Origin of the sequence: Halioglobus sp. Uisw_031 (assembly GCF_047729875.1) — a bacterium.
Classification (GTDB): Bacteria; Pseudomonadota; Gammaproteobacteria; order Pseudomonadales; family Halieaceae; genus Marimicrobium.
Map to the genome: position 1 here is coordinate 196079 of NZ_CP159826.1, position 24936 is coordinate 221014.

Here is a 24936-nt window from a genome sequence, read left to right on the forward strand (position 1 = left end):
TTAATCGCCCGGAGCGGGGGTGCGGGCAAGGCACCAGACTTCGATATAACCGGCACCTGCAGTTGCCAGCGCCTCGGCTACGGCCGACGCAGTTGCCCCTGTGGTGAACACATCATCCACGATAGCAATTCTTAGGTTGTCACAGGGCTCAGAGACTGTAAAGGCACCCTTGAGATTGTGGGTTCTTTGCTTTGCAGTCATGGTCGATTGTGGGGCGGTCGAGCGTCGGCGCTTGACCAGATGATCTGCGAGTTTGCAGAGATTCAGTTCGGGGCTTGTGGCCAGCAATTGCCTGCAGAGCAGTTCGGACTGGTTGAAACCACGCTGCCACCGTCTGCGCCAGTGCAGTGGCACGGGAACCAGCAGATCAATCGGGGTCTGAATTTCCGCCTTTTGCCGCCAAAGAGAGGCCAGCAGAGGGGTCATGCGCCGTTCGCCACGATACTTCCACTGGTGAATGAGGTGGGAGAAATACTCACCATACAGCCACGGCGCTACAACGCGATGAAACGGAGGCGGTGTCAGCAGGCAACTGCCGCAAAGTCGGCGAGGGTTTAGTGCTGCTGGGCTAGGCAGAGGAATGGCGCAGCCTGCACAGCAACTGTGATTGGCGGGCATTTCGCCCTCACACGCAAGGCACAGGGGGAGATTGCGGTGGCTGCGCAGCCCGCACAGCACACAGTGGTTTGGGAAGAGCCCATCAAGCAGCTGTGTGCTGATGTTGTTAACCAAGAGTAGACCATTGGGTTGACAGCATTTGAGCGCGCGGTATCATATTGGACTTCCTCTTAACTGACTGATTTACGAGCGTTATATGCATTCATTCGTCACTGAAAAAGAGTCGCAAGCTGGCACAACACTTGAAGAAATTCGTCACAATTGGTCCCGACAGGAGGTCGAGGCGCTGTTTGCTCTGCCCTTTAACGATCTGCTGTTCGAAGCCCAAACGATGCATCGCAGGTATTTTGACCCAAATCAGGTTCAGGTCAGCACGTTACTTTCCATCAAAACCGGCGCCTGCCCGGAAGATTGTGCTTACTGCCCCCAAAGTACTCGGTACGACACGGGGCTGGAGGTGGAAAAGTTGATGGAAATTGAACACGTCCTAGAGCAGGCAAGGGCAGCCGTGGCGTCTGGTGCTACGCGCTTTTGCATGGGTGCAGCGTGGCGTTCGCCCAAGCAGCGCGATATGCCGCAGGTGGTCGCTATGGTGAAGGGTGTGCGGGAACTGGGTCTGGAAAGTTGCATGACCCTGGGTATGTTGACGCAGGGGCAAGCAAAGGAATTGTCAGAGGCCGGGCTGGATTACTATAACCACAATCTCGATACGTCGCCTGAATTCTACGGTGATGTTATTACCACTCGCACCTATCAAGACCGGTTGGAGACGCTGGATCATGTGCGCACTTCAGGGATGAAAGTGTGCAGTGGCGGCATTGTTGGCATGGGCGAGCAACAGGCTGATCGCGCGGGCCTGCTCCAGCAGTTGGCTAATCTTGCGCAACACCCGGAGAGTGTGCCCATCAATATGTTAGTGCGGGTGAAGGGTACGCCACTTGAAAACGAAGAAGACCTCGACCCTTTTGAGTTTATACGCACCATCGCTGCTGCTCGTATTATGATGCCCGCGTCCCACGTGCGACTGTCTGCCGGTCGTGAAGAAATGAATGAACAAATGCATGCACTGGCGTACTTGGCCGGCGCGAACTCCATATTTTATGGAGAAAAGTTGCTGACGACCCCCAATCCGAGGGCTAACGCTGACATGGCGTTGTTTGCGCGTCTGGGCATAGAGCCGGAGCGACGTCATGTGGAAAAGGCGCCAGAAATACCGAGCCCACACTTTTATGATGCCGCAGCTCGCTAGGCCGTTGTCGTGGGTGAATTTCCTGAGCGCCTTGCTGCCGTTCTGGATCAGCGTCGCAAAGAGGGTTTGTACCGTCACCGCCTGACCCTTGAGTCTTCACAGGGGCCGATCGTGTGTGTGAACGGGCGCCAGTACCTGAATTTTTGCAGTAACGACTATCTTGGCTTGGCAGCTCATCCTCGCGTTGTCGAGCGCTTTCGCAGCGCTGCTGCCCAGTACGGTGTTGGCAGCGGAGCATCCCACCTTGTGTGCGGCCACAGTGCCCCACACCATCAACTTGAGGAGGCGCTCGCCGAGTTTACCGGACGAGCCCGAGCGTTGCTGTTTTCCAGCGGTTATATGGCCAATGCCGGTATTCTCTCGAGCCTGCTGCAGCGCGGTGATTCTGTGTTTGAGGATCGGCTAAACCATGCGTCCCTGCTAGACGGAGGATTGCACAGCGGAGCGCGTTTTCAGCGCTTTCCTCATAACGATGTCTCAGCACTGGAAGTCAAGCTGGAGTCTGCGCAAGGTCCGAAGATGGTTGTGGTAGACGGTGTCTTCAGCATGGACGGCGATACTGCACCCTTGGCTGCGTTGGCTGACCTGTGCACTGATCACGATGCTTGGCTGATGGTGGATGATGCGCATGGCTTCGGTGTGTTGGGCGAGCGAGGTGTCGGTAGTACCGAGGCGGCCGGGCTGGCGGTTTCCTGCGTACCGGTATTGATGGCGACGCTGGGTAAAGCTTTGGGCACTGCCGGCGCGTTTGTTGCCGGTAGCGAGCTACTTATTGAGGGTTTGATTCAGCAGTCACGCAACTACATCTATACCACTGCGTTGCCTCCGGCGGTGGCCGCAGCGAGCCTCGAGGCATTGTCGTTGGTGCGCGAAGAACCCTGGCGCAGAGAGCACTTGGCGCAACTGATCATGAGGTTTCGTGTGGGAGCTCAGCAACTCGGCTTGCCGTTAATGACGTCCACCAGCGCGATTCAGCCACTGTTGATAGGGGATGCCGCCCTAGCTGTGGATCTGAGTAACCGACTGGGCGAGGAAGGCTTTTTGATCGGGGCGATCAGACCGCCCACGGTGCCAACAGGGACCTCTCGGTTGCGTATTACCTTGAGTGCTGCGCACAGCGAAGAACAAGTGGATCAACTGTTGGAGCAGCTGGCCGCCTGTTGGCCAGTGAATTGATTGTTCCTTCACTGTGAATACTTGCCAGCAACGCAGGCAGCTCAGCAGGAGCTGGTGTTACTGCATGGCTGGGGGTGCAATCGAGAAGTTTGGCGGCCGTTGTTGATGCTGCTGCGTCCTTGGGCAAATATTACGCTGTTGGACCTGCCAGGCTGTGCCCCCGGTGTTGAGTCCGGCGAAGATCTAACGTTGTCTGGCCTGCTGGCGGGAATTCTCGATTGCAGTCCGTCAAAGGCCGTCTTTGTGGGCTGGTCGCTGGGCGGGCAGCTGGCTGTTGAGCTCGCCTTGCATGCGCCTTCGCGCGTAGCGGCCGTTGTGACGGTTTGTAGTAATCCTCTATTTGTCGCTCAGGGCGACTGGCCCGGTATGAACGCAGATATCTTTCATCAGTTTCGTGCAGAGGTGGAAGAGGATCCCGTTGCAGCCCTCAAGCGTTTCGACACACTGCAGGTCGCCGGCTCTTTGCGGCCGCGACAGTTGTTGAGACAGTTGCAAAAACACCTGCGAGAGTCTGCATCTACTGCGCTTCTGGCGGGACTAGGGTGGCTTGAGACACTCGATCAGCGAGAGTCTCTCGCCGCGGTGAAGCCGCCGCAATTACAGGTATTGGCAGAGGCAGATGCACTGGTGCCCTTGGCGCTGCGTGCGTCCATCGCTACTCGCATTGGGGCGCTGACCTCAAGCCAAGTAAAGGTACTGCAGGATTCAAGTCATCTGGCGCCACTGGATGCTCCCGTTGCATTGGCGCAGGAAATACACCACTTTCTTGCCACCACGGGCACACTGCGCCCTCGTCCACACGCCATGTTGGAGCTGGAGAAAAAGGAGGTGGCTGCATCCTTCAGTCGCGCCGCCGCCGCCTATGATTCAGTCGCGCGGTTGCAGCGCGACGTTGGCAATCACTTGCTGTCCAGTTTGAGCCAATGGCAGGGCGAGCCGGCAACGGTGCTCGATCTGGGTTGTGGCACGGGGTTTTTCTGTTCACAGCTGCAGCTCCGCTATCCCGAGGCGCAGTATGTAGGCCTGGATATTGCTGAGGGCATGGTGAAATATGCCCGCGGACGCGGGGGTGCTCATTGCGACTGGTTGGTCGCGGATGCAGAAGCGTTGCCGCTGGCTAATGAATCTGTCGATCTGGTGTTCAGTAGTTTGGCGCTGCAATGGTGTTATCGCCCTGAGCATCTGTTTTCCGAGCTGGCGAGAGTCTTGCGCCCGGGCGGTCTGTGTGTATTCACGTCGTTGGGGCCCGATACTTTGTGTGAGCTACGCTCGGCATGGGCTGCTGTGGATGCGCATCAGCATGTGAACTCTTTTTTGCCGGCGGGTGAGCTGGTCGCGGCAGCAGGGCGTATATCTAGTATAGATATGAGCCTAGAATCGAGAGCTTTTCGCATGGAATACGCGCGCGTGCGGGATTTATTGGATGAGCTAAAAACGCTAGGCGCGCACAATATGAATCGTCGCCGCCCGGCCGGTCTTACCAGTCGGCGCGCGTTACAGGGCATGCTGCACGCTTATGAAGGCGCACGTTCAGACGGCTTACTGCCCGCTACGTATGATGTCATTTTCGGGGTGTTAAAGAAACATGAGTAAGACTTGGTTTGTGGCCGGCACGGATACAGGGGTGGGTAAGACAGCTGTCAGCTGTGCCTTGATGGCGGCCGCGGCGGCGTCTGGCTTCCGCACGGCTGCGGTAAAGCCGGTGGCTGCCGGGTGCGATAACGAAGGCCAAAATGATGATGCCCTGTGCTTAATGGCGGGTATGACTGAGGCACTGGAATACAGTCAGGTCAACCCGATCGCCCTTGAGGCAGCAATCGCGCCACATATAGCAGCAAGTCTTGAAGGCAAGACCCTGCAGGCCAGCCGTCTCGTTGGTTTGTGTCGGGGCGTGATGCTTGGCAAGGCAGACTTTGTTCTGATAGAAGGGGCCGGTGGTTGGCGAGTGCCGATCAACCCCCGTGAAACGCTCGCAGATGTGGCTATTCAGTTGCGAGTGGGCGTTATTTTAGTGGTTGGAATGCGCCTAGGGTGCATCAATCACGCGCTGCTGACAGCGGAGGCCATTCGTCGCGATGGCCTGCAGCTTACTGGCTGGGTCGCCAATCAACCCGGTCCACGTATGGCTCGCCACGAAGAAAATTTAGAGACACTGCGGCAAATGCTGCCCGCGCCGCTGTTGGGGGATGTTCCCTTTCTACAACACTGGGACGCCACAGAGGCCGCCAAACACATTAATCTACAGTCTTTGATTGAATAGCAGGTACACACTAGGCGATCTGCCGTTTGCACCCTATCACCATTGATCAAAATGTTGCTCAGTTGCGGTGCAAAAAAGGTATTTGACTTCCTAGCCCATATCAGCACAATGTTATCGCTGAACACATGGTTTGGGCAGGCGTGTACCGTTTGACCGTTCAAGCCTAAATTATTGAGAGGAAGTAAGCATGCCAGACTATAAAGCCCCAGTACGTGACATCCAATTCGTGGTTAACGAAGTATTGGAATCAGAGAAGGTCTACCAGAGCCTACCTGGCTATGAGGAGGCAACAGAGGACCTCATGAATGCCATCATTGATGAGGGTGCACGCTTTGCTGAAAATGTCTTAGCCCCGCTGAACCGCATCGGTGACGAAGAAGGATGCCAGTGGAATGCTGAGTGTGTCACCACCCCTGCCGGTTATAAAGAGGCCTATCGCCAATACGTCGATAATGGCTGGCCGGCGCTGAGCGCCGACCCACAGCATGGAGGCCAGGGCATGCCCATGCTGATGGGTATCATTGTGAGTGAGCTTGCAGGAACGGCGGATTGGGCCTGGGTTATGTATCCTGGCTTAAGCCATGGAGCGGTCGATACCGTTGCAGCGCATGGTGACGTTGAGCAAAAAGCGAAGTATCTGACCAAACTCGTTTCCGGAGAGTGGACCGGCACCATGTGCCTGACGGAGTCTCAGTGCGGCTCCGATCTCGGCTTATTGCGCACCAAGGCAGAGCCGCAGGCAGACGGCTCTTACGCCATCACTGGCACCAAGATTTTTATCAGCGCTGGCGAGCACGATATGGCTGAGAATATTGTGCATATCGTGCTGGCACGGTTGCCGGATGCGCCCGCAGGCACCAAGGGCATCTCTTTGTTTATTGTGCCTAGGTGCAATGTCAATGACGACGGCAGTGTCGGTGAGCGTAACGCGGTGAACTGTGCATCTATCGAAAAGAAGATGGGCATTCACGGCAACGCTACCTGCGTACTCAACTTCGATGGCGCTAGGGGGTTTCTGATTGGCGAGCCCAACCGCGGCCTAAACGCCATGTTCACCTTTATGAACACCGCTCGAATTGGTACCGCTGTCCAGGGCCTGGCCCATGCGGAATTGTCATTTCAGGGCGCGCTCACCTATGCCAAAGATCGACTCGCCATGCGCTCTCTCACCGGCCCCAAAAACCCAGATGGCCCCGCAGATCCCATCATTGTCCATCCCGATGTGCGGCGCATGTTGCTCACGCAAAAAGCGTTTGCTGAGGGCAGCCGAGCATTTCTATACTTCCTTGCACAGCAGGGCGATATCGTTGCAAAAGGGAGTGAAGAGGATGCTAAGGTAGCTGATGATCTTATGGCGTTGCTGACGCCCATCGGTAAAGCCTTCGTCACCGAGGTCGGGTTTGAGTCGGCTAACCTTGGCGTACAGGTTTACGGCGGGCACGGCTTTATTCGTGAGTGGGGTATGGAGCAAATTGTGCGTGATGCGCGCATTGCAATGCTTTACGAGGGCACTACGGGCATTCAAGCCTTAGATCTCGTGGGCCGCAAGGTGCTGGGTACTGGTGGCAAGTTGCTAATGGGGTTCACCGCAACAATCGATGCGTTTTGTGCGGAGCATGACGCGGCTGAATATGCCGAATTTGTGAAGCCGCTCCAGACGCATACGCAAGAATGGTTGGAGTTGTCGATGAAACTCGGTGAGCAGGCGATGGCTAACCCCGATAATGCCGGCGCTGGTGCAGTCGATTATCTGATGTACAGTGGATACGTGACGCTGGCCTATTTTTGGGCGCGAATGGCAGTATTAGCACAACAAAAAATAGCCGCAGCCGAAGGTGATGTGTCTTTTTATGAGGCAAAAGTCATGACGGCTCGTTTCTACTACGAGCGCCTGTTGCCGCGCACTGAGTCATTAAAGGTCACTATGCTGGCAGGTGCGGATAACTTGATGGATATGCGCGAGGAACTGTTTCAGCTGTAGGTGGAGATAGTTGTCCTTAGCGGATGACTTTCTTATTCAGGGAGTAGAGAATGGTGATATTCCTGCTCCCCTTTACTATCATGCGCGCTTAACTATTATGACTGAAGAAACGTCCGAAAAATCTGACCGTAGTTACGACAACAGCCTCTACCCTGAAGATCAGAAGAAGGTCGATGACTTTGTTAGCCGCGGCATTAACTCCGTGGAGCGCAAGCCGTTCCGGCCCATGCGGCTGGTGCTCATGCTGATATTTGTGGTGACGATGCTTAGCGTTTTTAGCCAGTCTTTAGCGCGCTGGGGGGGCGTTTACTAGCGAACGGCTTCGCTGCAGTGTTCGGTTTTTTTTATTCCATAATGTCTCTTACTCAATCAAGCCATCCGTCAGTAAGCGCTGCCTAAATTGCTCACCTGGCTTTGATTCTGTTTTATAAAAAACCGCTGGCGTACCAATAGGCGCTGCAACAGCAATCGATTTCCCCTGCGCATGACTGTGTACCTGGCCCGTAAACAAGTGGGTCCAGCTTCCCTTTGGCAAATAGACATCGACTGATGCTGACCCAGGGTCTAGCACCGGCGCCACCATAAAATCGGCTCCAATCATAAATTGATATTCCAATAATCTTACGGCGTCATCATTGGGATAATGCACCCATGGATGCCTTACAACAGGGTGGCCTTTTTGCGCTGCATCTTTTACTAGCTGCTTGCGGTAACCTGCCCACGCTTTATATATATTTGCGAATCGAGCAAAATGGTCGAGAGTTTCTTCGTCCGTATTGAATTGGTGATTAGCCTCTGGACGGTTACCCTCGTGGGTTCTGAAAATAGTGGTGAACGCATTCAGCTCGGTCCACCGCTGCATTAATTCTTTAGAGCGATAGCGATGACTGATCAGCCAACTGACGGGTGATGGCACGGTTGTATAACCACCAATATCACTATGATTGAGTGAATAACCTGAAAGCCCGCTGGACAGTAAGCCGGTTACAGCGGTTTTAATACCATCATACTTGTCCCAGGTTACCAGTTGATCGCCCAGCCAAAACAACGTGGTCAAGCCGGGACTTTTTGTATAGCCAGAACGGCTAAAGAATACAATATCATCACCGCGCCCTGCTTCGTCTATGGCTTCGCGATTCACTTGCTGCCATTCTTCGGCGTATCGGTTATGTGATTCAACGGGTGTGCCGCTATGCAACTTGCTATCATAGGGCAGTGCCTCACCGAAATCGGCCATCCAGCCTGATGCGCCACTGGCAATGAGCTCATCTTTAATGACTTGCTTAATCCAGCGTCTGGCTTCGGGATTTGAAAGGTCAATTAATCCAGCTGAAAAACTGGTATTTTCAATTAAGTAAGGCTCTCCATTGTGTGTTTTAACCAGAAAGCCTTTTTCAAGTAATTCATTAAATTGATTTCTTTGTACATTAGGCTTGTCATCAACCTGCGCAAAAAAGGGGTTGATGTAAGTGAGAACCTGTACATCATCATTGTTTAAGCCAGCTAACATGTCGCCCCAGTTTTCATAGCGATCATTATCCAACTCCCAGTTCCACCAAAGCTGCTTGCCGAAGGATGTTTTACGCTGACCTACCCAGTCTTGTAGCCATAAACCTGCCACTGCACCCTTTTTATCTTTCATTTCCTGATAGGCGGCCATTACTTTTTCTGTGCCACCTTGCATGCCGAGAATCGCGCCCTCATGAATCCAGTCAGGTAGCTCACGCATACGGCCCGAATACGTCGTATATTCTTCGATTAATGCTAAAGGGCTATCGCCATTGATAATTCGGCCCTTAATTGAATTTGAAAACAACGCTATTTGAACCTGATGGTCTTCTGTCATATCAAAGGACGAATACTCTGAGGTTTCTAAAAACAATGATCGCATTTTACTGGTCATGTAATGAGGCACACCCGCATACGATGTGTGCCAACTCCCGCCTGAACTTGCATTGACATCGACTAGGAAAGTGAAGGGCTGAGATCCGCGGCCCACCCCTTGCTCCATGATAAAAATCGGCAGTTTTTTGCCTTTTTGATCAAAATACGTAAATTGCTCGCCAAAGCCATAGAAGCTTTCGTCTTTTTCTGAAGCGTAATTTAAGTAGATGCGGTTATACGATGTATCGTCTAATTGAGCGGAGAACGATAATTGATTGTTGGAGTGCGGCTTAAGACTAAATGTATAGCCAATAGATTTGCCTGATTTACAGGCTAGATCACCGCTAATGACTAGCGTGTCATCGATGACCTTTAGGCTAGTAACGGTTTGATCCTCACAGGTATCCTGAGTCTCGTCATCAATAAAGAAAGACCCCTTAACCTCGTGAACATTCTCTTTGCCTTTGCCTCCCATCACAAAACTTGCACCAGGCACGGTTTGCCATAAGATTTTATTTTCAGACCTGTTATGCGTGATCTTAAGCGCCGGTAAGCTTGAATCAGTGGCCTGATAGCGCACCAAAAACTGCCCTAGCGCGATGGGCTTCGACTGCAGTTTTTCATCATGAGTGATATGCCCAGATAAGATGTCGGAACATGCGGATAACAGTAAATTAACGACTGCCAGCCCTATAATGCGAAGGGCATACGTTCTAACATTGATCGGCATATACTTTTCATACGCTCTTTCAGATTAGGGGTTCACACGATATAAAACACGAAGACTGCTTTAAAGATACGCGTATTGCAACGCCGTGCGATTGTTGCTCATACTGATATTTGTGGTGAAGGCTATTGGCATCTTGAGCGAGATTTTTACGTATTGGATGAGCATTTTCTCGCTATAGCTCCTATTGGTCAAATTTTCTCCGCTTGGTATAGTAGGAGACTCCATGCATCGGTGTGTGGCGCAGCCTGGTAGCGCACTTCGTTCGGGACGAAGGGGTCGGAGGTTCGAATCCTCCTACACCGACCAAACACCTCTCCAATATCTGCCATTTGACGCATAAATCACAGGAATAATTGGATTAAGTTTAGAAAAGCCAGATACGGTGTCGTTAGAACCCTTCGGGGCTAGCAAGCATCAAGAACGAGAAAGATTAACTCTTGGTTGCCGCGGTGAGGCTGCAGCACTGAAACACTTGCAAAGTAAGGAACTATTAAGCAGAACACTTGAGCATCGAGACGCAAAATACATTAATATGAACAGCAACATATAACACTTAAATTAGTAAGCGCTTTGTTCAAAAGCTTCTGACGACTTACACTGGGTCAAGTATCCAAAGGACAAGCTGATGTGCGTTGTTTATAGCGTGATTTCCGATGACGAGAGTCGCTCTGCATGATTAACGCAATAACGCCAATCAATCCCCATGCGGCTCAGCCCACATCCCCGGTAGCCCTGATCAAAAGCCTTTGGCGCAATCGCAACCTCATCGTGCAGATGACCCGACGAGAAGTAGTGGGCCGATACAAAGGGTCTGTTCTGGGTCTGGCTTGGTCATTGCTGACGCCTATATTGATGCTGGCCGTCTACACTTTTGTATTCTCCGTCGTATTTAAGGCCCGCTGGGGTACTGATGGTGATGAGAGTAAAACCCAGTTCGCTCTAGTGTTGTTTGTCGGCATGATTGTGCATGGATTGTTTGCTGAAGTGCTCAATCGCGCGCCCGGGCTAATTGTATCGAATGTCAATTATGTCAAAAAAGTGGTGTTTCCGTTAGATGCATTGCCTGTTATTGCCATGGGTGCGTCGCTCTTCCATGCCGGCATCAGCCTGACTGTACTGCTGATCGCCTTCGCGCTATTTAATGGTTATCTGCACTGGACAGTGGTTTTTATTCCTTTTGTGCTGCTGCCGTTAGTGATTCTCACGCTTGGTGTTGCCTGGATATTCGCATCACTGGGCGTATTCCTGCGTGACGTCGGACAAACCGTTGGGATCATCACCACAATGATGTTATTTCTTGCCCCCATTTTTTACCCTGTCGCGGCGCTGCCTGAAGAAGTGCGGCCTTTAATCATGGCCAACCCGCTTACCTTCATTATTGAAGAAGCGCGAGGTGTGGTGATTCTGGGGCGCATGCCGCACTGGGCTGGACTGGGCATCTATACCCTTGTCGCCACTTCAGTTGCCTGTGCTGGTTTTGCCTGGTTCCAGAAAACTAGGAAGGGTTTTGCAGATGTCCTCTGAGATCGCAATATCCGTAGCGGATGTTAGCAAGCGTTATCAGATCTATGATGCTCCCAGTGATCGCCTTAAGCAAATGCTGACAAGAGCACGAAAGCAGTATTTTCGTGAATTTAACGCGCTCAAAAATATTTCTTTTGAAGTCCGAAAGGGAGAGGCAGTTGGCATCATAGGCCGCAACGGCAGCGGAAAATCGACACTGCTGCAGATTATTTGTGGCACCTTAAACCCCACAGGCGGAACGCTTCATACCCGCGGAAGAATTGCAGCCCTGCTAGAGTTGGGCGCAGGGTTCAACCCTGATTTCACAGGTCGAGAAAATGTCTATATGAATGCCGCAATTCTTGGACTTTCGAAATTAGAGATTGAACAGCGATTTGATGATATAGCAGCATTTGCAGACATTGGTGAATTTATTGAACAACCGGTAAAAAGCTATTCTAGCGGTATGTCTGTCAGACTTGCATTTGCTGTCGCAATCAATGTCGACGCTCAGATACTGATAATTGATGAAGCGCTATCGGTAGGCGATGAATTATTTCAACGCAAATGCTTTTCCCGCATAGAAGCCATTCGAGCCCAGGGCGCGACAATTCTTTTCGTTTCCCATTCTGGTGGAACCATCATTGAACTCTGCGACCGAGCAATACTTTTAGACGGCGGCGAGAAGCTCGCCGAGGGCGCGCCTAAAAAGATCGTCGCGCGTTATCAAAAACTGTTGTACGCACCCCATGAAAAACAAGAAGCCGTCCGGGATCAAATTAGAAAAGCGAATGTCATTGGCGCGGATGTAATCGCCACCAATGTAGAGCAGAAGGAAAATATAGGTGACAGAGAGCTTGGACCAAACCCATCGCATTTAAAAGAGAGCTACGACCCAGGCTTTATGCCTAAAAGTACCGTTACCTACGAGCCACATGGTGCGCATATAGAATCGCCTGCGATCCTGACCCTTTCTGGAGAGCAGGTGAATCATCTGATTAGAGGGCAATCCTACCGGTTTGCCTACACAGTGAGGTTTCTAGGCGGTGCTTCGAAAGTTGCTTTCGGCATGTTGATTAAAACAACGTCAGGCATTGAGCTCGGTGGTAGAGTGTCTGCATCAAGCCCTAGCACTGGAATCGAAAATGTAAGACCGGACACAACTTACCGTGTTGAGTTTGATTTTCGATGTCAGCTGAACCCAGGCGTCTACTTTCTAAATGCCGGTGTTACTGGCGAGGCGCAGGGTGCCGAGGGTTATCTTCATCGAATGGTCGATATCGCCATGTTTCGGGTTATGGCTGAGCACAATGACCTTTCAACGTGTTATGTCGATTTTAACTGTTCTCAGGAAATTATAGATATCAGCAACGACTCAACAAAGACGTCCCTAGCGCCTTATTAAGAACTAGAACAGGAATAACGTGGAAGAGAGTAATGGTCGACTAATTGTCGTGCTTGGCATGCATCGGAGCGGCACAAGTGCGATCACTCGCGCACTCAAAGTATTAGGCGTAGATCTGGGTGGCCGATTACTGTCTGCTGCGGACGGCGACGACGGGGACAATGAGACGGGGTTTTGGGAAGATATCGATTTCAATGCGCTTAATATAGAGCTGTTGCGCGCAATCGATAAAGACTGGTTTTACACGTCTCCAGTTACTCAGATTGATTTGGAGATACTGAACAAACAAGGCTATTTTCTAAAGGCAGAAACACTAGTTAAGGAAAAGCTTAAAGATAGAACATTGTTAGGAGTTAAAGATCCGAGAATGGCCAAGCTTCTACCTTTTTGGAAGGAGGTCTTCGCCAGAAGCGATATTAACGTAAATTATGTCTTGGCTATCCGTCAGCCATTGAGCGTTGTTAAATCCATTGAAAATCGAGGCTGGGAAGGTCGAGAGAGAATCTTTTTGCTTTGGTTGAACTATGTTATTCAAACCCTATCACTGACGGACAACACCTCTAGAGTCATAGTTGACTATGATCATCTAGTGCGGGATTCCGCGAATGAGTTGGAACGTATGGCGCACAGCCTAAATCTCTCGGTGGATAAGAAAGAACTGGTCTATTATCAATCTGAATTTCTGGATCATGACTTACAGCACAGCAAGTATCAGCCACAAGATTGCGGTCTTGACTCCGACTGTCCCGCATTGGCCGCTGAAATATACTTAAAACTGCAGGCAGTCATTTTAGAGAGCGGATGCGCCGACGACGCGGGATTCCAGCAGCAGGTGATGCAATGGACGGATGAATTTGATCGGTTAGGGCCTATGTTGACGTATATTGACAGAACGCTAGTCGAGGCAATTCAAGCAGCGGATCGTCAGCGACAAAAAGAATCGGAGAATACTGACCTTCGCCATCAGGTAGCGGAAAACCATCGAAAGTTCGGCGAGGTGAGTGAGATTCTGAGCCATCGCGAACATGAGGCGTCAGACTTACGCGAGGAGATTGACGCGCTGACAACGCAAGTGACTGGAATACACAGTTCCACCAGCTGGCGTATCACAGCTCCCATTCGATTAGTCAAAAAAACATGTGGAGCTCTCTATTTAAGTATTTCCAGTAAGCGCAGAAATAATAATGGTTTTAATGCTGATTGGTACTTAGAGCAAAATCCCGATGTCAAAAATAGAGGGCAGGACCCCTTGGCGCATTATTTAGAATATGGACAGACGGGAGGTCAAGCTCGTCGGCCGTTATCGTTCCTTTCCAGAAATAGAGCCAGGCTCCAAATAATAGCCTCGATGACTGCGCAGGTTATCGAAAAAACGGGCGGGATATACGCCGCGCTAACCAAAACAGGCAGAATAATCCAGCGTGAGGGATGGGTAAGTGTTAAGAAACACATTTTGCATTCGTACAATGTATACAAGAAACCTGGTGCTGAGCAAGACTACACAAACTGGATCGCCCAATACGACACATTAACCGCTGCTTCACGCTCTAACTTGGCCAAAAAAGGCGAAACATTTGAACACCAACCACTTATTTCGGTCGTTATGCCGGTATACAACGCGAACTCTATATGGCTGGCAGAGGCTATAGATTCAGTACGCCATCAGATATACCAAAATTGGGAATTGTGCATCGCAGACGATGCATCGACAGATGAATCTATCCGGTCACTGTTAGAACAATATGCAGCACAAGACTCCAGGATAAAATTTGTCTTTAGAGAAAAAAATGGCCATGTGTCGGCGGCCTCCAATTCAGCCTTGGAAATAGCAGGAGGTGAATGGATAGCACTTTTAGACCACGACGACTTGTTGTCGGAGCACGCATTATTCTGGATAGTAGACTGCATCAACAACAATAAACGTGTTCAGATGATTTACTCCGATGAGGACAAAGTTGACGAGGCAAGCAACAGGTCGTCACCCTATTTTAAATGTGACTGGAATATTGATCTCTTCTATTCACAGAACATGTTTTCCCATTTGGGAGCATACAAGACAAGCTTGGTAAACTCTGTCGGCGGCTTCCGGGTCGGCATAGAAGGTGCTCAAGACTATGATCTAGCTCTGCGCTGTATCGAGCAAATAAGTCAGACCGACATTAAGCACATCCCCAGAGTGCTATACCACTGGCGAACACACGCAGAAAGTACAGCCAGCTCGCTATACGCAAAACCCCATGCCATGATTGCCGGAGAAAGGGCACTCAACGAACATTTTGAGCGAGCTGGTATTCAAGCCACGGCACAGCTGTTAGGGAATGGTTATCGCACTAAGTATGCGCTTCCTAACAAGCTGCCTTTAGTCAGTCTGATTATCCCAACGCGCGATAATTTGCCGGTGCTCAAACGGTGTATCAAAAGTATTTTGAATAAGACTAGCTATTCTAACTATGAAATATTGATCGTCGACAATGGTTCTGTTGTGCCCGGTACGATTAAATATTTTAAGGAAATACAAAAAAATTCTCGTATACAAGTCATACACACTGATAGGGCGTTAAATGCTTCTGCGCTCAATAACCGAGCAGCAGCAGTGGCTAAGGGGGATTTAGTTTGCCTTTTAAGCGATGACATTGACGTGATAAGTATAGGCTGGCTGGAGGAAATGATAAGCCTTGCGTTGCAGGACAATGCAGGAGCCATAGGCGCAAGACTATTATATCCAAATGGCACTATCCGGCACGCAGGTATTATATTAGGCCTCGGCAAAGACAGGGTTGCGGGACATTCTCACATTAAAATTTCTAAATCTGCTTTTGGATATTTTGGCCGCACCACACTCATGCAATCAGTGTCTGCGGTCACGGCGGCCTGCTTAGTCATAAGAAAGGATATCTATATGGACGTGGGAGGGTTCAATGAAGATGAACTCGGCGTCGATTTTAATGACGTAGACTTTTGTTTGCGCGTTAGAGCCGCTGGCTATAAGAATACATGGACGCCCTTCGCCGAGTTATACCACGAGGATTCCTCGTTATGTGGTTATCAAGATGACAGTGAAAAACGTGCAAGATTCGAGGCAGAAGTCGCCTATATGCAGCAGACTTGGGGAGATCTTCTGTTAACCGATCCGGCATATTCTCCGAACCTGACCCTAGAGCATGGTGACTTTACTTACGCATGGCCACCAAGACTAAAGCAATTAGCGTAAGCCCCGCGATCACAATCATCTGCTATGTGAACTATTGATGATTGTTTGTTCAATGATAAATTCATGCTATAAAGTGGCTCACGATTTTTAAGGTAGGCACCTAGCCCCACCTTCAAGACTTTGCCGGCATGTAAGGCTTAGCAGATCGAGAGGCGCGGATAACCACTAGGCAAGACGCTGTTTCTCCTTCTTGTACTTGTAATGCTATATTTGCTTTCTTAACGGCACATAAAATTCTATGCCATTGACCTCTGTCGGAAATAAATGCGTAAGCTCGACGTCAGTGAGTTCGCGCTGCAAGATACAACGAAAAACTTCACCAAAGTATCCCCGAGTGAATATGTAGCAATGAGAATTCAAATATCAGTCTTCATCTAACAAGCTCTGCAAAGATCAAAAATACCATTCGGGTGAGTGTGCACAGTGTCTAGGGTGTCAAGTTGAAATTTCTCGGTTCAGGAAAGCTCGGTATTCACTGGGGAGGAGCGGTAGTGGCGGTCAACAACGTGTCGTAGAGAGAATCTTTGAGACTTAAAAAGGAAGGCATCAATGAACTCGGAAGCTCTGCTCACATCTCTTTGGCAGTCAAACGTAAAACGCTTGTCGGGAACGACAAGCGAGAGTACCTCGCCTGTTTTAGTGCTGCTGGTATCTGCCCAAACCAACCAATCATATCTGGAGCGTATTTAACAATATGGGAAGCCACCAAGTAGTCGAAATATACTCCGTGATCGACTGCCTCAACCGGAGTCTTACCTCTCCAGACATAGTCAACAGGCACTATGTCTTCAATGTTCTCGTTTGGGTCTGCTGAGACGTCTTTGTACAATTCATTTGTAAAAAAAGTAATCTATATGGTAGACGGTTCCCTCAGAAGAATGGGTAAGGGGGCTTTTTAAAGCCCGAGCTTCTCATTATTTTTTGATTTTTTGTCAATTAAAGCGTGTGTTTTATGTTCTCCACTTACATTTTCAGGTTCACTTCTGAAGAACTGTTAAAACCTTATGCTGGTCGTAAGCGGCGCCGCTGCTGAATCGAACGCAAAGGTTATTCTCTAGAGAATATCTTTGCCAACTCATTAGCCTGGTCTTCAAACCATGTAATATTAGTACTATCCCAAGCAACTACGGTACCAATTTCTATAGATTCAAATCTTTTTACCGCATTAACAACGGCACTCCGTAGACCTTCGCCTCGATCGTTGAAGGGAATAATTTCTCCATTCCCACCGTCGACGATGTCTTCCGTAACTCCACCCGCTGCAGTTACAATCACCCAAACATTTCTGGCAATCGCCTCTCTGACAGTCAGGCCGAAGCTTTCCTTCGCCTGAGTAGGGAAGAGTAGTACATCAATGCTAGAGAAAAAGTCGTCTATCTTATCCTGCGAATACGCAGGAATAGTCTCTACATTTTCTTGTGTTGTAAGAGACACATTGTCGTACGAAGACCAACCTAAACTTAGCATGTTGTCGACAATTTTCAGTTGTACTTCTCTGCCCATTGAACGGAACACTTTTTCGACTAGGTGGAAGCCTTTCACCTGGCTGTTACCGCCCACATACCCGAACCTGACGGGGCCTGCATGCCTGGTTCTCGCCGCTCCAGAAAGGGGTCTCATTACACCATTTTTATTGACGATTACTTGGCCACCGGGAAATCCATTATCCCTGTGGAGCCCAGCGAAAAACTTACTGGGGGCCAACAGTTGTTGTGCGTTATCAAGAACACCCTTCAGTCTTTTTTGGCGGATTACGTTAAGTATCGGTTCTTCCACGCAGCCGGCACATACGCTTGAATCGATTACCTCTTGATTACAGTAAACGCCTGTCTTGTCGAGCATAAACTGCCGTCCACAGATCCACCAGGCATCATGTAATGTTATATAGTACGGAATGCCCCTGTCGATACATCGATCGGCTAAAGCAACACCTAGTCCCTGTATGCAGTGCAGATGCACAAGATCAGGTTTGACTGCTGCTAGAACTTGTTCAAATTGGTCAGCTACGTGGGGATTGTCAAACTGTGACCTGGCATCCAGGTTATCAGGTAGCGAAACGCCGAATACACTTATACCATCAGTACTGTAGCGCCGCATGCTGTAATCTGGGATTACCCCACTGCGTATAGCTGTGAATACAAATACTTCGAACCCGTCCATTTGGTGCAATAGACTGTTCACTTGCTCAGCCACGATGGTTGCGCCACCAAATGAATCTGGACTGTAGTAAATGTTGACTGATAGTATTTTTGTTGCAGGGCTTTTAGCGGCAGGATTTTTCAGCAGTGGAGCTAACTGTGCTTGCGCAATGTGAACAGGCGTATATCGATCCAGAACTGTCTTGTACGCAGACTCGGCTAGGCTGTTCCTCAGCTTAGCGCTTTCCACCAAGCTGCCGAGCGCTTGCTTCCACTCGGCGAATGTATCCGCCAACAGCGCGGTTTTACCATCGATAATAATCGACGTAAAAGCGCTACGCGGGGAACACACAGACGGCACTTTAACTACGGAGGCCTCAAGGAACTTAATATTACTTTTAGCCTCGTTAAAAATATAATTTTCTAAAGGCGCAATACTAATATCACACTGTGATAAGTGACCAAGATACTCTTCATACTCACAGAACTCTATTCTCTCGACACGCGACTTAAACCGCTGAAAACCTTCCGGTAATTCTAGTATCCCGACCACCCGAAATTTTACTTTGGGGAATTCGGTCAATATATCTAGGATGGCATCAGCCGCCTCAGCGAAGTCCACATTATGCGTATTCGTACCAGAGCCATACACAATTCGAAGCCAATCATCAGCTACTCTGTGTTGATTAAGATGCCTTTCAGCAGCCTTCAATGTTTGATGATCAAGGGCGTTTTCAACGACGGAAACAGCTGGAACTCCAGCAGCTCGCATAGCATCTGCAAGCCCGCTAGTAGATGCAATTCCCTCATCACATGCCAGCATGGCTTGTCGATAAAGTTCTGCGCCATCAATCAAAGGCCCCAAAACATCTGGCCTCAGCTGAGCAAGCGTTTTGCTATTTATCAAGACTTCTCGATCAAATATCAGATCATCTACTTCCCATAAGGTTCGCAGATTTAGGCGCTTGGCCTCATCGATGAGTTCCATGGTTTGCGGTAAGGCTGGCACACGATAAAAAATCACCAGAGAGTGAGTAGACAGCGCATTTAGGCAATCAATGTGGTGTCTCCAATCCAGAATTGTGCAGTCGATGCCTATTTTCTCAAAAAGCTGTTTTTTCTGTACTACCCGGTACTTCTTGCACTGCGGTATGCTCATCTCGCCGATTATCAGCACCCGCGGCGAAAGTAGCGACTCAGAATCCACTTTAACCGGCTGCAATAGATGCATGCTTCCCGGGTTATGATTATCTTTCAGCTCATGAGCTGCCAGGTGATTGAGCGCTCGCTTTAATCCCGAAAAGCCTTCATGACGGTAGCGAAAAACCACTTTTTTATAGACACGAGAAAAGCCACCACGGGAGGCAACACTTTTAAGGATTAGTTGAACCCTGCGTTTTAAATGAATAACCTTCATAGATACGCGGACACTCGTTAAGTTAGCGGAGAGCGCGGAGCCGTCACCTGATTAAAAACACTATTTGCCCGATGGACTAACAAACTTCGACTTTTAACCCGCTTGGATCTGACGGTTTACTGCGCGACGATATTAAGTCTATCAGGTGATGTTTTAAATTTCATAGTCTTTTCCCGTCGACTATTTGATCTTGCAGCAGCAGTGAAACAGAATGGTAAAATGCGGAAAAGAAATACCGACGAAGATGAGAAAAAGGCGTAGGCGTGTCACACACGATACTAGTTGATATTAACATGCGGAGTCGTGGTGAAGCAGCCTTCCTAGGTCAGATAGCTAATATTAGGCAAGCGTTTGGAGAGAAAAATGCCTAATTAACCAATCAAAATAGTGCAGGCGGTCAGAGTTGCGAAAGACTGGTAAAGGCACAGAACAGTCGATTAGTCGCCACCTTGAGACGGCGTCGTAGCGAAACTAGTACGATGAAACGCGGTGTGGAATGGATCGGGGTTCAGCTGTGCGGCATACTCATATGCCGGATCTCGAGGACGCGAAGGGTTTTGGGGAAGGCCTAAATCTCTTCGATATAAACGAGGCCCTGCCTGCACACATTGGCTAAACTAATACTCGGGTTGAATTAAGTGTTAAAAGATACTCGAGACACCAGAGATAGACCCTTTAAGACGTTAAGAAGCAGATCATTGAGAGGTCCTGAGACATTATGAATCGAGCCGCTGGGGATAGCTGTCTTATTGCAGGTGTCTGCTTTTTTGGGAGCTGGACGGTTTACTGTTATGCGATGGTGCTGTCCGCATCAAGCTTCTCAGACGTAATGGCGTGGAGTTTTGTGCCAATTCTCACTGCCCTGGGCATATGGGCAGTGTGTACGGGCAGGAGTGCTCTGGTTGACACGAGTCGCACCGGCAGTGCACGGGAGCCAGCATTGGCCTCTGCCCCCGACACCGGCGCGCTCTGGGCGCTAGTGGCACTGATCATCTGTGCCTTGACGCTGCGTATTTTCGACAATCACTATTGGCCTGTCTGGCTATTCTTACTATGTGCTTCGATTTTGGTTTTCCGCACAGCCTCAACCTCCGCCGCTCTATATAGCGAGGCACCAGTTGAAACACCGAATTGGCAAAGAGTTGGCATAGTCGCTTTAGCCCTCTTTGGCCTAGTGTTAGTGGCGATAACGCACCGGCTCGATCAGGACGATTCGCAGTATCTCAATTTCGTTGTGACCGCTATGGATTTTCCTCTTGAGCCGCTGTTTTCACATTCTGGTTTATGGCAGGATCCTAAGGTCCCGCTAGAGTTGTCAATTTACAAGTTTCACACATACGAGTTGCTGGTTGCTGCTTTAAGTGATTTATTTGGCGTGCATCACAAGACCCTCTACTATTTAATTTTGGCGCCGATTTTCGGCGGTATAGCGGTACTGGTGCACTGGAAGCTGGCTCAGCATTTGGTGCCTCAATATGCATTTTCAGTGCTGCTTGCATGGCTTGTTCTAATGATTGCGCTCGGTGAGTCGCACCGAGAATTCGGAAACTTTGCCTTCGTCCGTTTGTTCCAGGGCAAAAGCCTTTTGGTCACTATTGGCCTGCCATTATGTCTACTGTTAGGCCTACGATTTGCAGAATTTCCCGATGGACGTCGCGCGCTGCCACTTGGAATGGCAATTGTTGCCAGTACTGGATTGAGCAGCTCCGCATTTGGGACGGTGCCATTTGTCGTCGCCGCGGCGCTGTGTGGCGGGTTTCTGGGCGCCTCACGCGTGGTGGTCAAGCGTATCATTGCAGTCGGACTAGCCTCAGGACTTTTCCTGTGCGCCATTGGCTTATTTCTGCTGGTTAACATGAAAAGCGAAAATGAAATTCATGGTATTAGTTTGTTCGGTTCTGGCACCGGTTTGGCTACCGTTTTAGGTGAAGGCATTTTGGGGGCACTGATTTTAGTATTATTTCCCATCGCACCCTTGTTTGTAGCAGGCTTCAGACGGCGACGACTGTATGCGCTGACAACCCTAATGTTTGTGGGCTTTGTGTTGAATCCGTGGACTGGAGAGTTTTTGGCAAAAAACTTAGATAGTGCTTTTGAGTGGAGGCTCTTTTGGTCGGTACCATTTATAATTTCCGCTTCGATTTCTATTGTCGGACTTGCGGGGCTCTTTGCGGATAAGATTCCACGGTTAAAGGGTCATGCAATGCTGTTGGTTATGCTGGTAGCAGTCTTACTCGTTTCAAGACAATGGAGTATTTCCGCGGGGAATAGCGTTGTTATCGCAGTCCCTCAGTTCAAGGTCGATCCAGACCTTCATGCTCTCGCAGAGGAAATCGTTCGCAGAGCGCCGCTGCGCTCGACGGTATATGCGCCGGTCTCGGTCGCACAGTGGGTTACGACGTTCCGTCAGCATCCGTATCCGTTAATAGTGAGGCCACGTTATTTGAAATTCGAAAGAATTGGACGCTATGTTGGATACCCAGAGCTCGACCGACGTAGGCGAGTGATGGCGTTTTTGCAGGGGCAGGACAAAGATCTCTCTAGCGCAGCTTTCTTTCAGTCGCAACTTGCAATAGACCGACCTACCTTCGTCGTCTATGACAGTCGCGTAGAGATGGCGCCTGCGATTGAGGAAGTGCTTGGTGCTGCTGGCTATGTCGAAGAGAAACGCGATATCTACCAGCTATGGCATCTTCCATGATCCAAAAATAAGCTGCTAAAAAGCACCTTGTGCATGCACTGAAACTGGATGGTCAGGGTGGATTTATCAGCTAAATACGTATTAAAGTGTGCATGACAAAGTACCTTCGACCGTCTGAGCCGTTTGTCGGCGCATGCCTACGACCTCAAGCGAAATCAATAGCAATCCGTGGAGGCTTTCCCATGTCCCTATTCATCCGCCGTTGTAGTTTAGTCGTCGCCTTGTCAATCCTCGCAGCGTGTGGCGAAGTTGAACTGAGTTGTGAGCCAGACGGTGATGTCACCCCACTATGCGGCGTCCAGATGCCCGAAGATCTGGAGGTGATGCCAAATGGCGGTGGCTTGTTGATTGGTGAGTATGGCAACGGTGGGCAGTTACCTGGAGCAATTACTTGGTACCAACCTGGGCCAGGAGCCGAATTTATACAGCTGGTAAATAGTAGCAATATGACTGCTGGCAAAAATGGCGATACCTGGGGTGAAGACAGCTGCCCGTTGCCTGACCAGCTATCGCCACACGGCATTCATCTTTCGTCCCGAGGTGATTCTCTGCAGCTGCTAGTGGTGAATCACAGCAGCCAAGAGCATATATTGTTTTATGAAGTGCAGGCTTCTGCCGATGCCAGCATCGCGCCCACTCTCGCTTGGCGTGGCTGCGTGGTATTTCCATCGTCCGCCGTTCTGAATGATGTGGTTGCGCTGCCCGATGGTGGTTTTGCGGTGACCAATATGTATCAGCGCGAAAACGAAATCCTAGCCCAAATTAAATCCAGTCTGGGCCTGAATGATGGCCATGTGTGGCGCTGGGTGCCTGGCTCAGGTTTAAAAGTGGTGGCTAATTCTACAGCTAAAATGCCCAATGGCATCGAAGTGTCGCACGATGGCAAAACTATCTGGGTGAATAATTATATAGAGCAGGAGTTGCGTCAGTATGACGTCGCTACAGAGGAAATTGTAAGTCGAATAGCAGTAGCGAATATTGATAACTCCGTCTGGCTGGATGATGGCCGGTTGCTGTTGGCGTCGCATCTCTCTCCACTCACTATGGGCTCCTGTTTCGGGCTGACCAAGGGAAGCTGTGGCTCCGGTTATGAATTGATTGCGGTGGATACCAAATCTGGTCTGACTGAAGTAATTTTCCGGGCTGATAAGGGCGGCGTTTTTGGGCCGGCTACAGTGGCCGTACCGTACCAAGGTAAATTATATGCAGGCTCATTCTCGGGCGACCGACTGGCCGAAATCACGCTGCATTGATATCGCCGCCGGTATCCAGGCCGGGTGGCTATTTTTGAGGACGACAAGGTAAACTTTCTTAGATGACCGCGAGGCCTTTTGTAGGAGCGTTTTTAAGTTAGCATGGCGCCTCACGACGACAAATGGGGATTGGAATTGTCGCTACGATTTTATTGATTGGAAACCGGTGTGCTGATGATGGCTATCAAGCTCTAATTGAACATCGTAGGGCGGGAACGAAGCTCGATTCCCTGACAATGACGCGTGGGCTGCCTCGCGCAGTTGATCGATTATTCTAGGGTTTCGGTTACACTTGTTATTTTGCGATGACTTTGGCGTCGGCGCCTGCAACCTCTCTCACCAGTTTAGGCACCATATACCCCGGCAGACTGGCAGCTACTCCTTCCATCACTTGGTGTGCTTTGCTTTCCGCCACATCAAAATGTGCAGCCCCTTGTACTTTATCTAACAAATGCAGGTAGTAGGGTAGGGTTCCTGTCGCAAATAGTGCGCGATTGAGTGCCACCTGTGCTCCAACGTTATCGTTAATGCCCTTGAGCAGTACAGCCTGATTCAGTGTGATGATGTTGTGGTCGCGTAGTGTCTCTAGCGCGACTGTGACGGCGTCGTCGATTTCGTTGGCGTGGTTACAATGAGTCACCATGATGGTCTGCAACCGCGGTAGCGTGATCGCATCCAGCAACTTCCGCGTCACCCGCTCGGGAATCATGATAGGCAGTCGGCTGTGTATCCGTAGGCGCTTAACGTGTTGTATGGACGCAATCTCTTCCACCAACTGGCGCAATTGCTCATCGGTGACCACTAACGGGTCGCCACCACTTAGAATAATCTCCTCAATACTGCTATCGGCGCGGATGTATTCCAGTGCTTCAAGCCATTGCTGGCGGCTATTCTGATTTTCGCCGTAAGGGAAGTGCCGCCTAAAACAGTAACGGCAATTCACGGCGCAACCGCCACTCACTATCAGCAGTGCCCGTCCGTGATATTTGTGAATGATACCGCGCTGTGGAATCGTCCCTGCGCTCTCACCCACTGGGTCGCGGGAGTATCCCGGGGCATCAATCATTTCCTGCGCCGAGGAGATCACCTGAAGTAGCAAAGGGTCGCGAGGGTCGCGACGCTGCATTCTTCGCACGAAACTGCGCGGAACCTTGAGTGCAAAGTCTTGGCAGGCACCGCTGGAAAGACCCACGTCGTTCTCGCTTAGTTCCAGTATATCGAGTAGTTCTCGGCGTGACGTGATGACGTCGCGCAGTTGACTCTGCCAGTCATGGGAAGATTGCGCAATTAGGCTTGAAAGCAGCAAAGGAAACCTCGTAGGAAAGCGTCAAAGCAAAAGCTATTGTAGCAATGAATTGGCGGGCCGTCTGAGTCATTGGGTGACTGTTGTTGCCAAACGGTGGATTCAGT

Annotated in this window: 15 protein-coding genes and 1 tRNA gene; 12 read left to right on the forward strand and 4 right to left on the reverse strand. The window is 50.1% G+C overall.

Going from position 1 to position 24936, the window contains the following annotated elements; genetic code table 11:
• Nucleotides 1–732, reverse strand: a complete 732-nt coding sequence (locus ABXT62_RS00890; RefSeq protein WP_415356664.1) for a double zinc ribbon domain-containing protein — start codon at nucleotides 730–732, stop codon at nucleotides 1–3.
• 82 nt (nucleotides 733–814) lie between these two features.
• Between ABXT62_RS00890 and bioB the strand changes: the two genes are divergently transcribed.
• From bioB to ABXT62_RS00920, 6 genes are all read left to right on the forward strand, one after another.
• On the forward strand, nucleotides 815–1867 hold the full coding sequence (gene bioB / locus ABXT62_RS00895; protein WP_415356665.1) for a biotin synthase BioB: 1053 nt from the start codon (nucleotides 815–817) through the stop codon (nucleotides 1865–1867).
• Nucleotides 1868–1876: 9 nt separating this feature from the next.
• The gene (gene bioF, locus ABXT62_RS00900; protein ID WP_415356666.1) at nucleotides 1877–3043 is read left to right on the forward strand and encodes an 8-amino-7-oxononanoate synthase; all 1167 of its coding nucleotides are present in this window, start codon (nucleotides 1877–1879) and stop codon (nucleotides 3041–3043) included.
• Nucleotides 3044–3064: 21 nt separating this feature from the next.
• Nucleotides 3065–4636: a malonyl-ACP O-methyltransferase BioC gene (gene bioC, locus ABXT62_RS00905; RefSeq protein WP_415356667.1), complete on the forward strand. Its 1572-nt coding sequence runs from the start codon at nucleotides 3065–3067 to the stop codon at nucleotides 4634–4636.
• The gene (gene bioD, locus ABXT62_RS00910; protein WP_415356668.1) at nucleotides 4629–5303 is read left to right on the forward strand and encodes a dethiobiotin synthase; all 675 of its coding nucleotides are present in this window, start codon (nucleotides 4629–4631) and stop codon (nucleotides 5301–5303) included. The genes bioC and bioD overlap by 8 nt, the downstream gene beginning before the upstream one ends.
• A gap of 187 nt (nucleotides 5304–5490) precedes the next feature.
• The gene (locus tag ABXT62_RS00915; protein ID WP_415356669.1) at nucleotides 5491–7284 is read left to right on the forward strand and encodes an acyl-CoA dehydrogenase C-terminal domain-containing protein; all 1794 of its coding nucleotides are present in this window, start codon (nucleotides 5491–5493) and stop codon (nucleotides 7282–7284) included.
• A gap of 10 nt (nucleotides 7285–7294) precedes the next feature.
• Nucleotides 7295–7597 carry a DUF3094 family protein gene (locus ABXT62_RS00920; protein ID WP_415356670.1) on the forward strand — a complete coding sequence of 101 codons (303 nt, stop codon included), beginning with the start codon at nucleotides 7295–7297 and terminating at the stop codon, nucleotides 7595–7597.
• A 48-nt stretch (nucleotides 7598–7645) separates the two neighbouring features.
• On the opposite strand, the gene ABXT62_RS00925 is transcribed toward ABXT62_RS00920, so the two are convergent.
• Nucleotides 7646–9748, reverse strand: coding sequence for an alpha-glucosidase (locus ABXT62_RS00925; RefSeq protein WP_415356671.1), 2103 nt, complete (start codon nucleotides 9746–9748; stop codon nucleotides 7646–7648).
• A gap of 379 nt (nucleotides 9749–10127) precedes the next feature.
• Here ABXT62_RS00925 and ABXT62_RS00930 point away from each other — a divergent pair.
• From ABXT62_RS00930 to ABXT62_RS00945, 4 genes are all read left to right on the forward strand, one after another.
• Nucleotides 10128–10204, forward strand: a tRNA-Pro gene (locus ABXT62_RS00930).
• Nucleotides 10205–10570: 366 nt separating this feature from the next.
• Nucleotides 10571–11422, forward strand: coding sequence for an ABC transporter permease (locus ABXT62_RS00935; RefSeq protein ID WP_415356672.1), 852 nt, complete (start codon nucleotides 10571–10573; stop codon nucleotides 11420–11422).
• Nucleotides 11412–12806 carry an ABC transporter ATP-binding protein gene (locus ABXT62_RS00940; RefSeq protein WP_415356673.1) on the forward strand — a complete coding sequence of 465 codons (1395 nt, stop codon included), beginning with the start codon at nucleotides 11412–11414 and terminating at the stop codon, nucleotides 12804–12806. The genes ABXT62_RS00935 and ABXT62_RS00940 overlap by 11 nt, the downstream gene beginning before the upstream one ends.
• A 214-nt stretch (nucleotides 12807–13020) precedes the next feature.
• Complete coding sequence (locus ABXT62_RS00945; RefSeq protein ID WP_415356674.1) at nucleotides 13021–16017, forward strand: glycosyltransferase; 2997 nt, start codon at nucleotides 13021–13023, stop codon at nucleotides 16015–16017.
• A 1047-nt stretch (nucleotides 16018–17064) separates the two neighbouring features.
• Here the strand turns inward: ABXT62_RS00945 and ABXT62_RS00950 are convergent.
• Nucleotides 17065–19572: a glycosyltransferase gene (locus ABXT62_RS00950; RefSeq protein ID WP_415356675.1), complete on the reverse strand. Its 2508-nt coding sequence runs from the start codon at nucleotides 19570–19572 to the stop codon at nucleotides 17065–17067.
• 718 nt (nucleotides 19573–20290) lie between these two features.
• On the opposite strand from ABXT62_RS00950, the gene ABXT62_RS00955 reads away from it, so the two are divergent.
• Nucleotides 20291–22273, forward strand: coding sequence for a DUF6077 domain-containing protein (locus ABXT62_RS00955; protein WP_415356676.1), 1983 nt, complete (start codon nucleotides 20291–20293; stop codon nucleotides 22271–22273).
• A gap of 182 nt (nucleotides 22274–22455) precedes the next feature.
• Nucleotides 22456–23526, forward strand: a complete 1071-nt coding sequence (locus ABXT62_RS00960; protein ID WP_415356677.1) for an SMP-30/gluconolactonase/LRE family protein — start codon at nucleotides 22456–22458, stop codon at nucleotides 23524–23526.
• A 295-nt stretch (nucleotides 23527–23821) separates the two neighbouring features.
• Here ABXT62_RS00960 and epmB read toward each other — a convergent pair whose 3' ends face one another.
• Nucleotides 23822–24832 (reverse strand): EF-P beta-lysylation protein EpmB, encoded by a 1011-nt coding sequence (gene epmB, locus ABXT62_RS00965; protein ID WP_415356678.1) that lies wholly within the window; start codon nucleotides 24830–24832, stop codon nucleotides 23822–23824.
• Nucleotides 24833–24936: the final 104 nt, after the last annotated feature.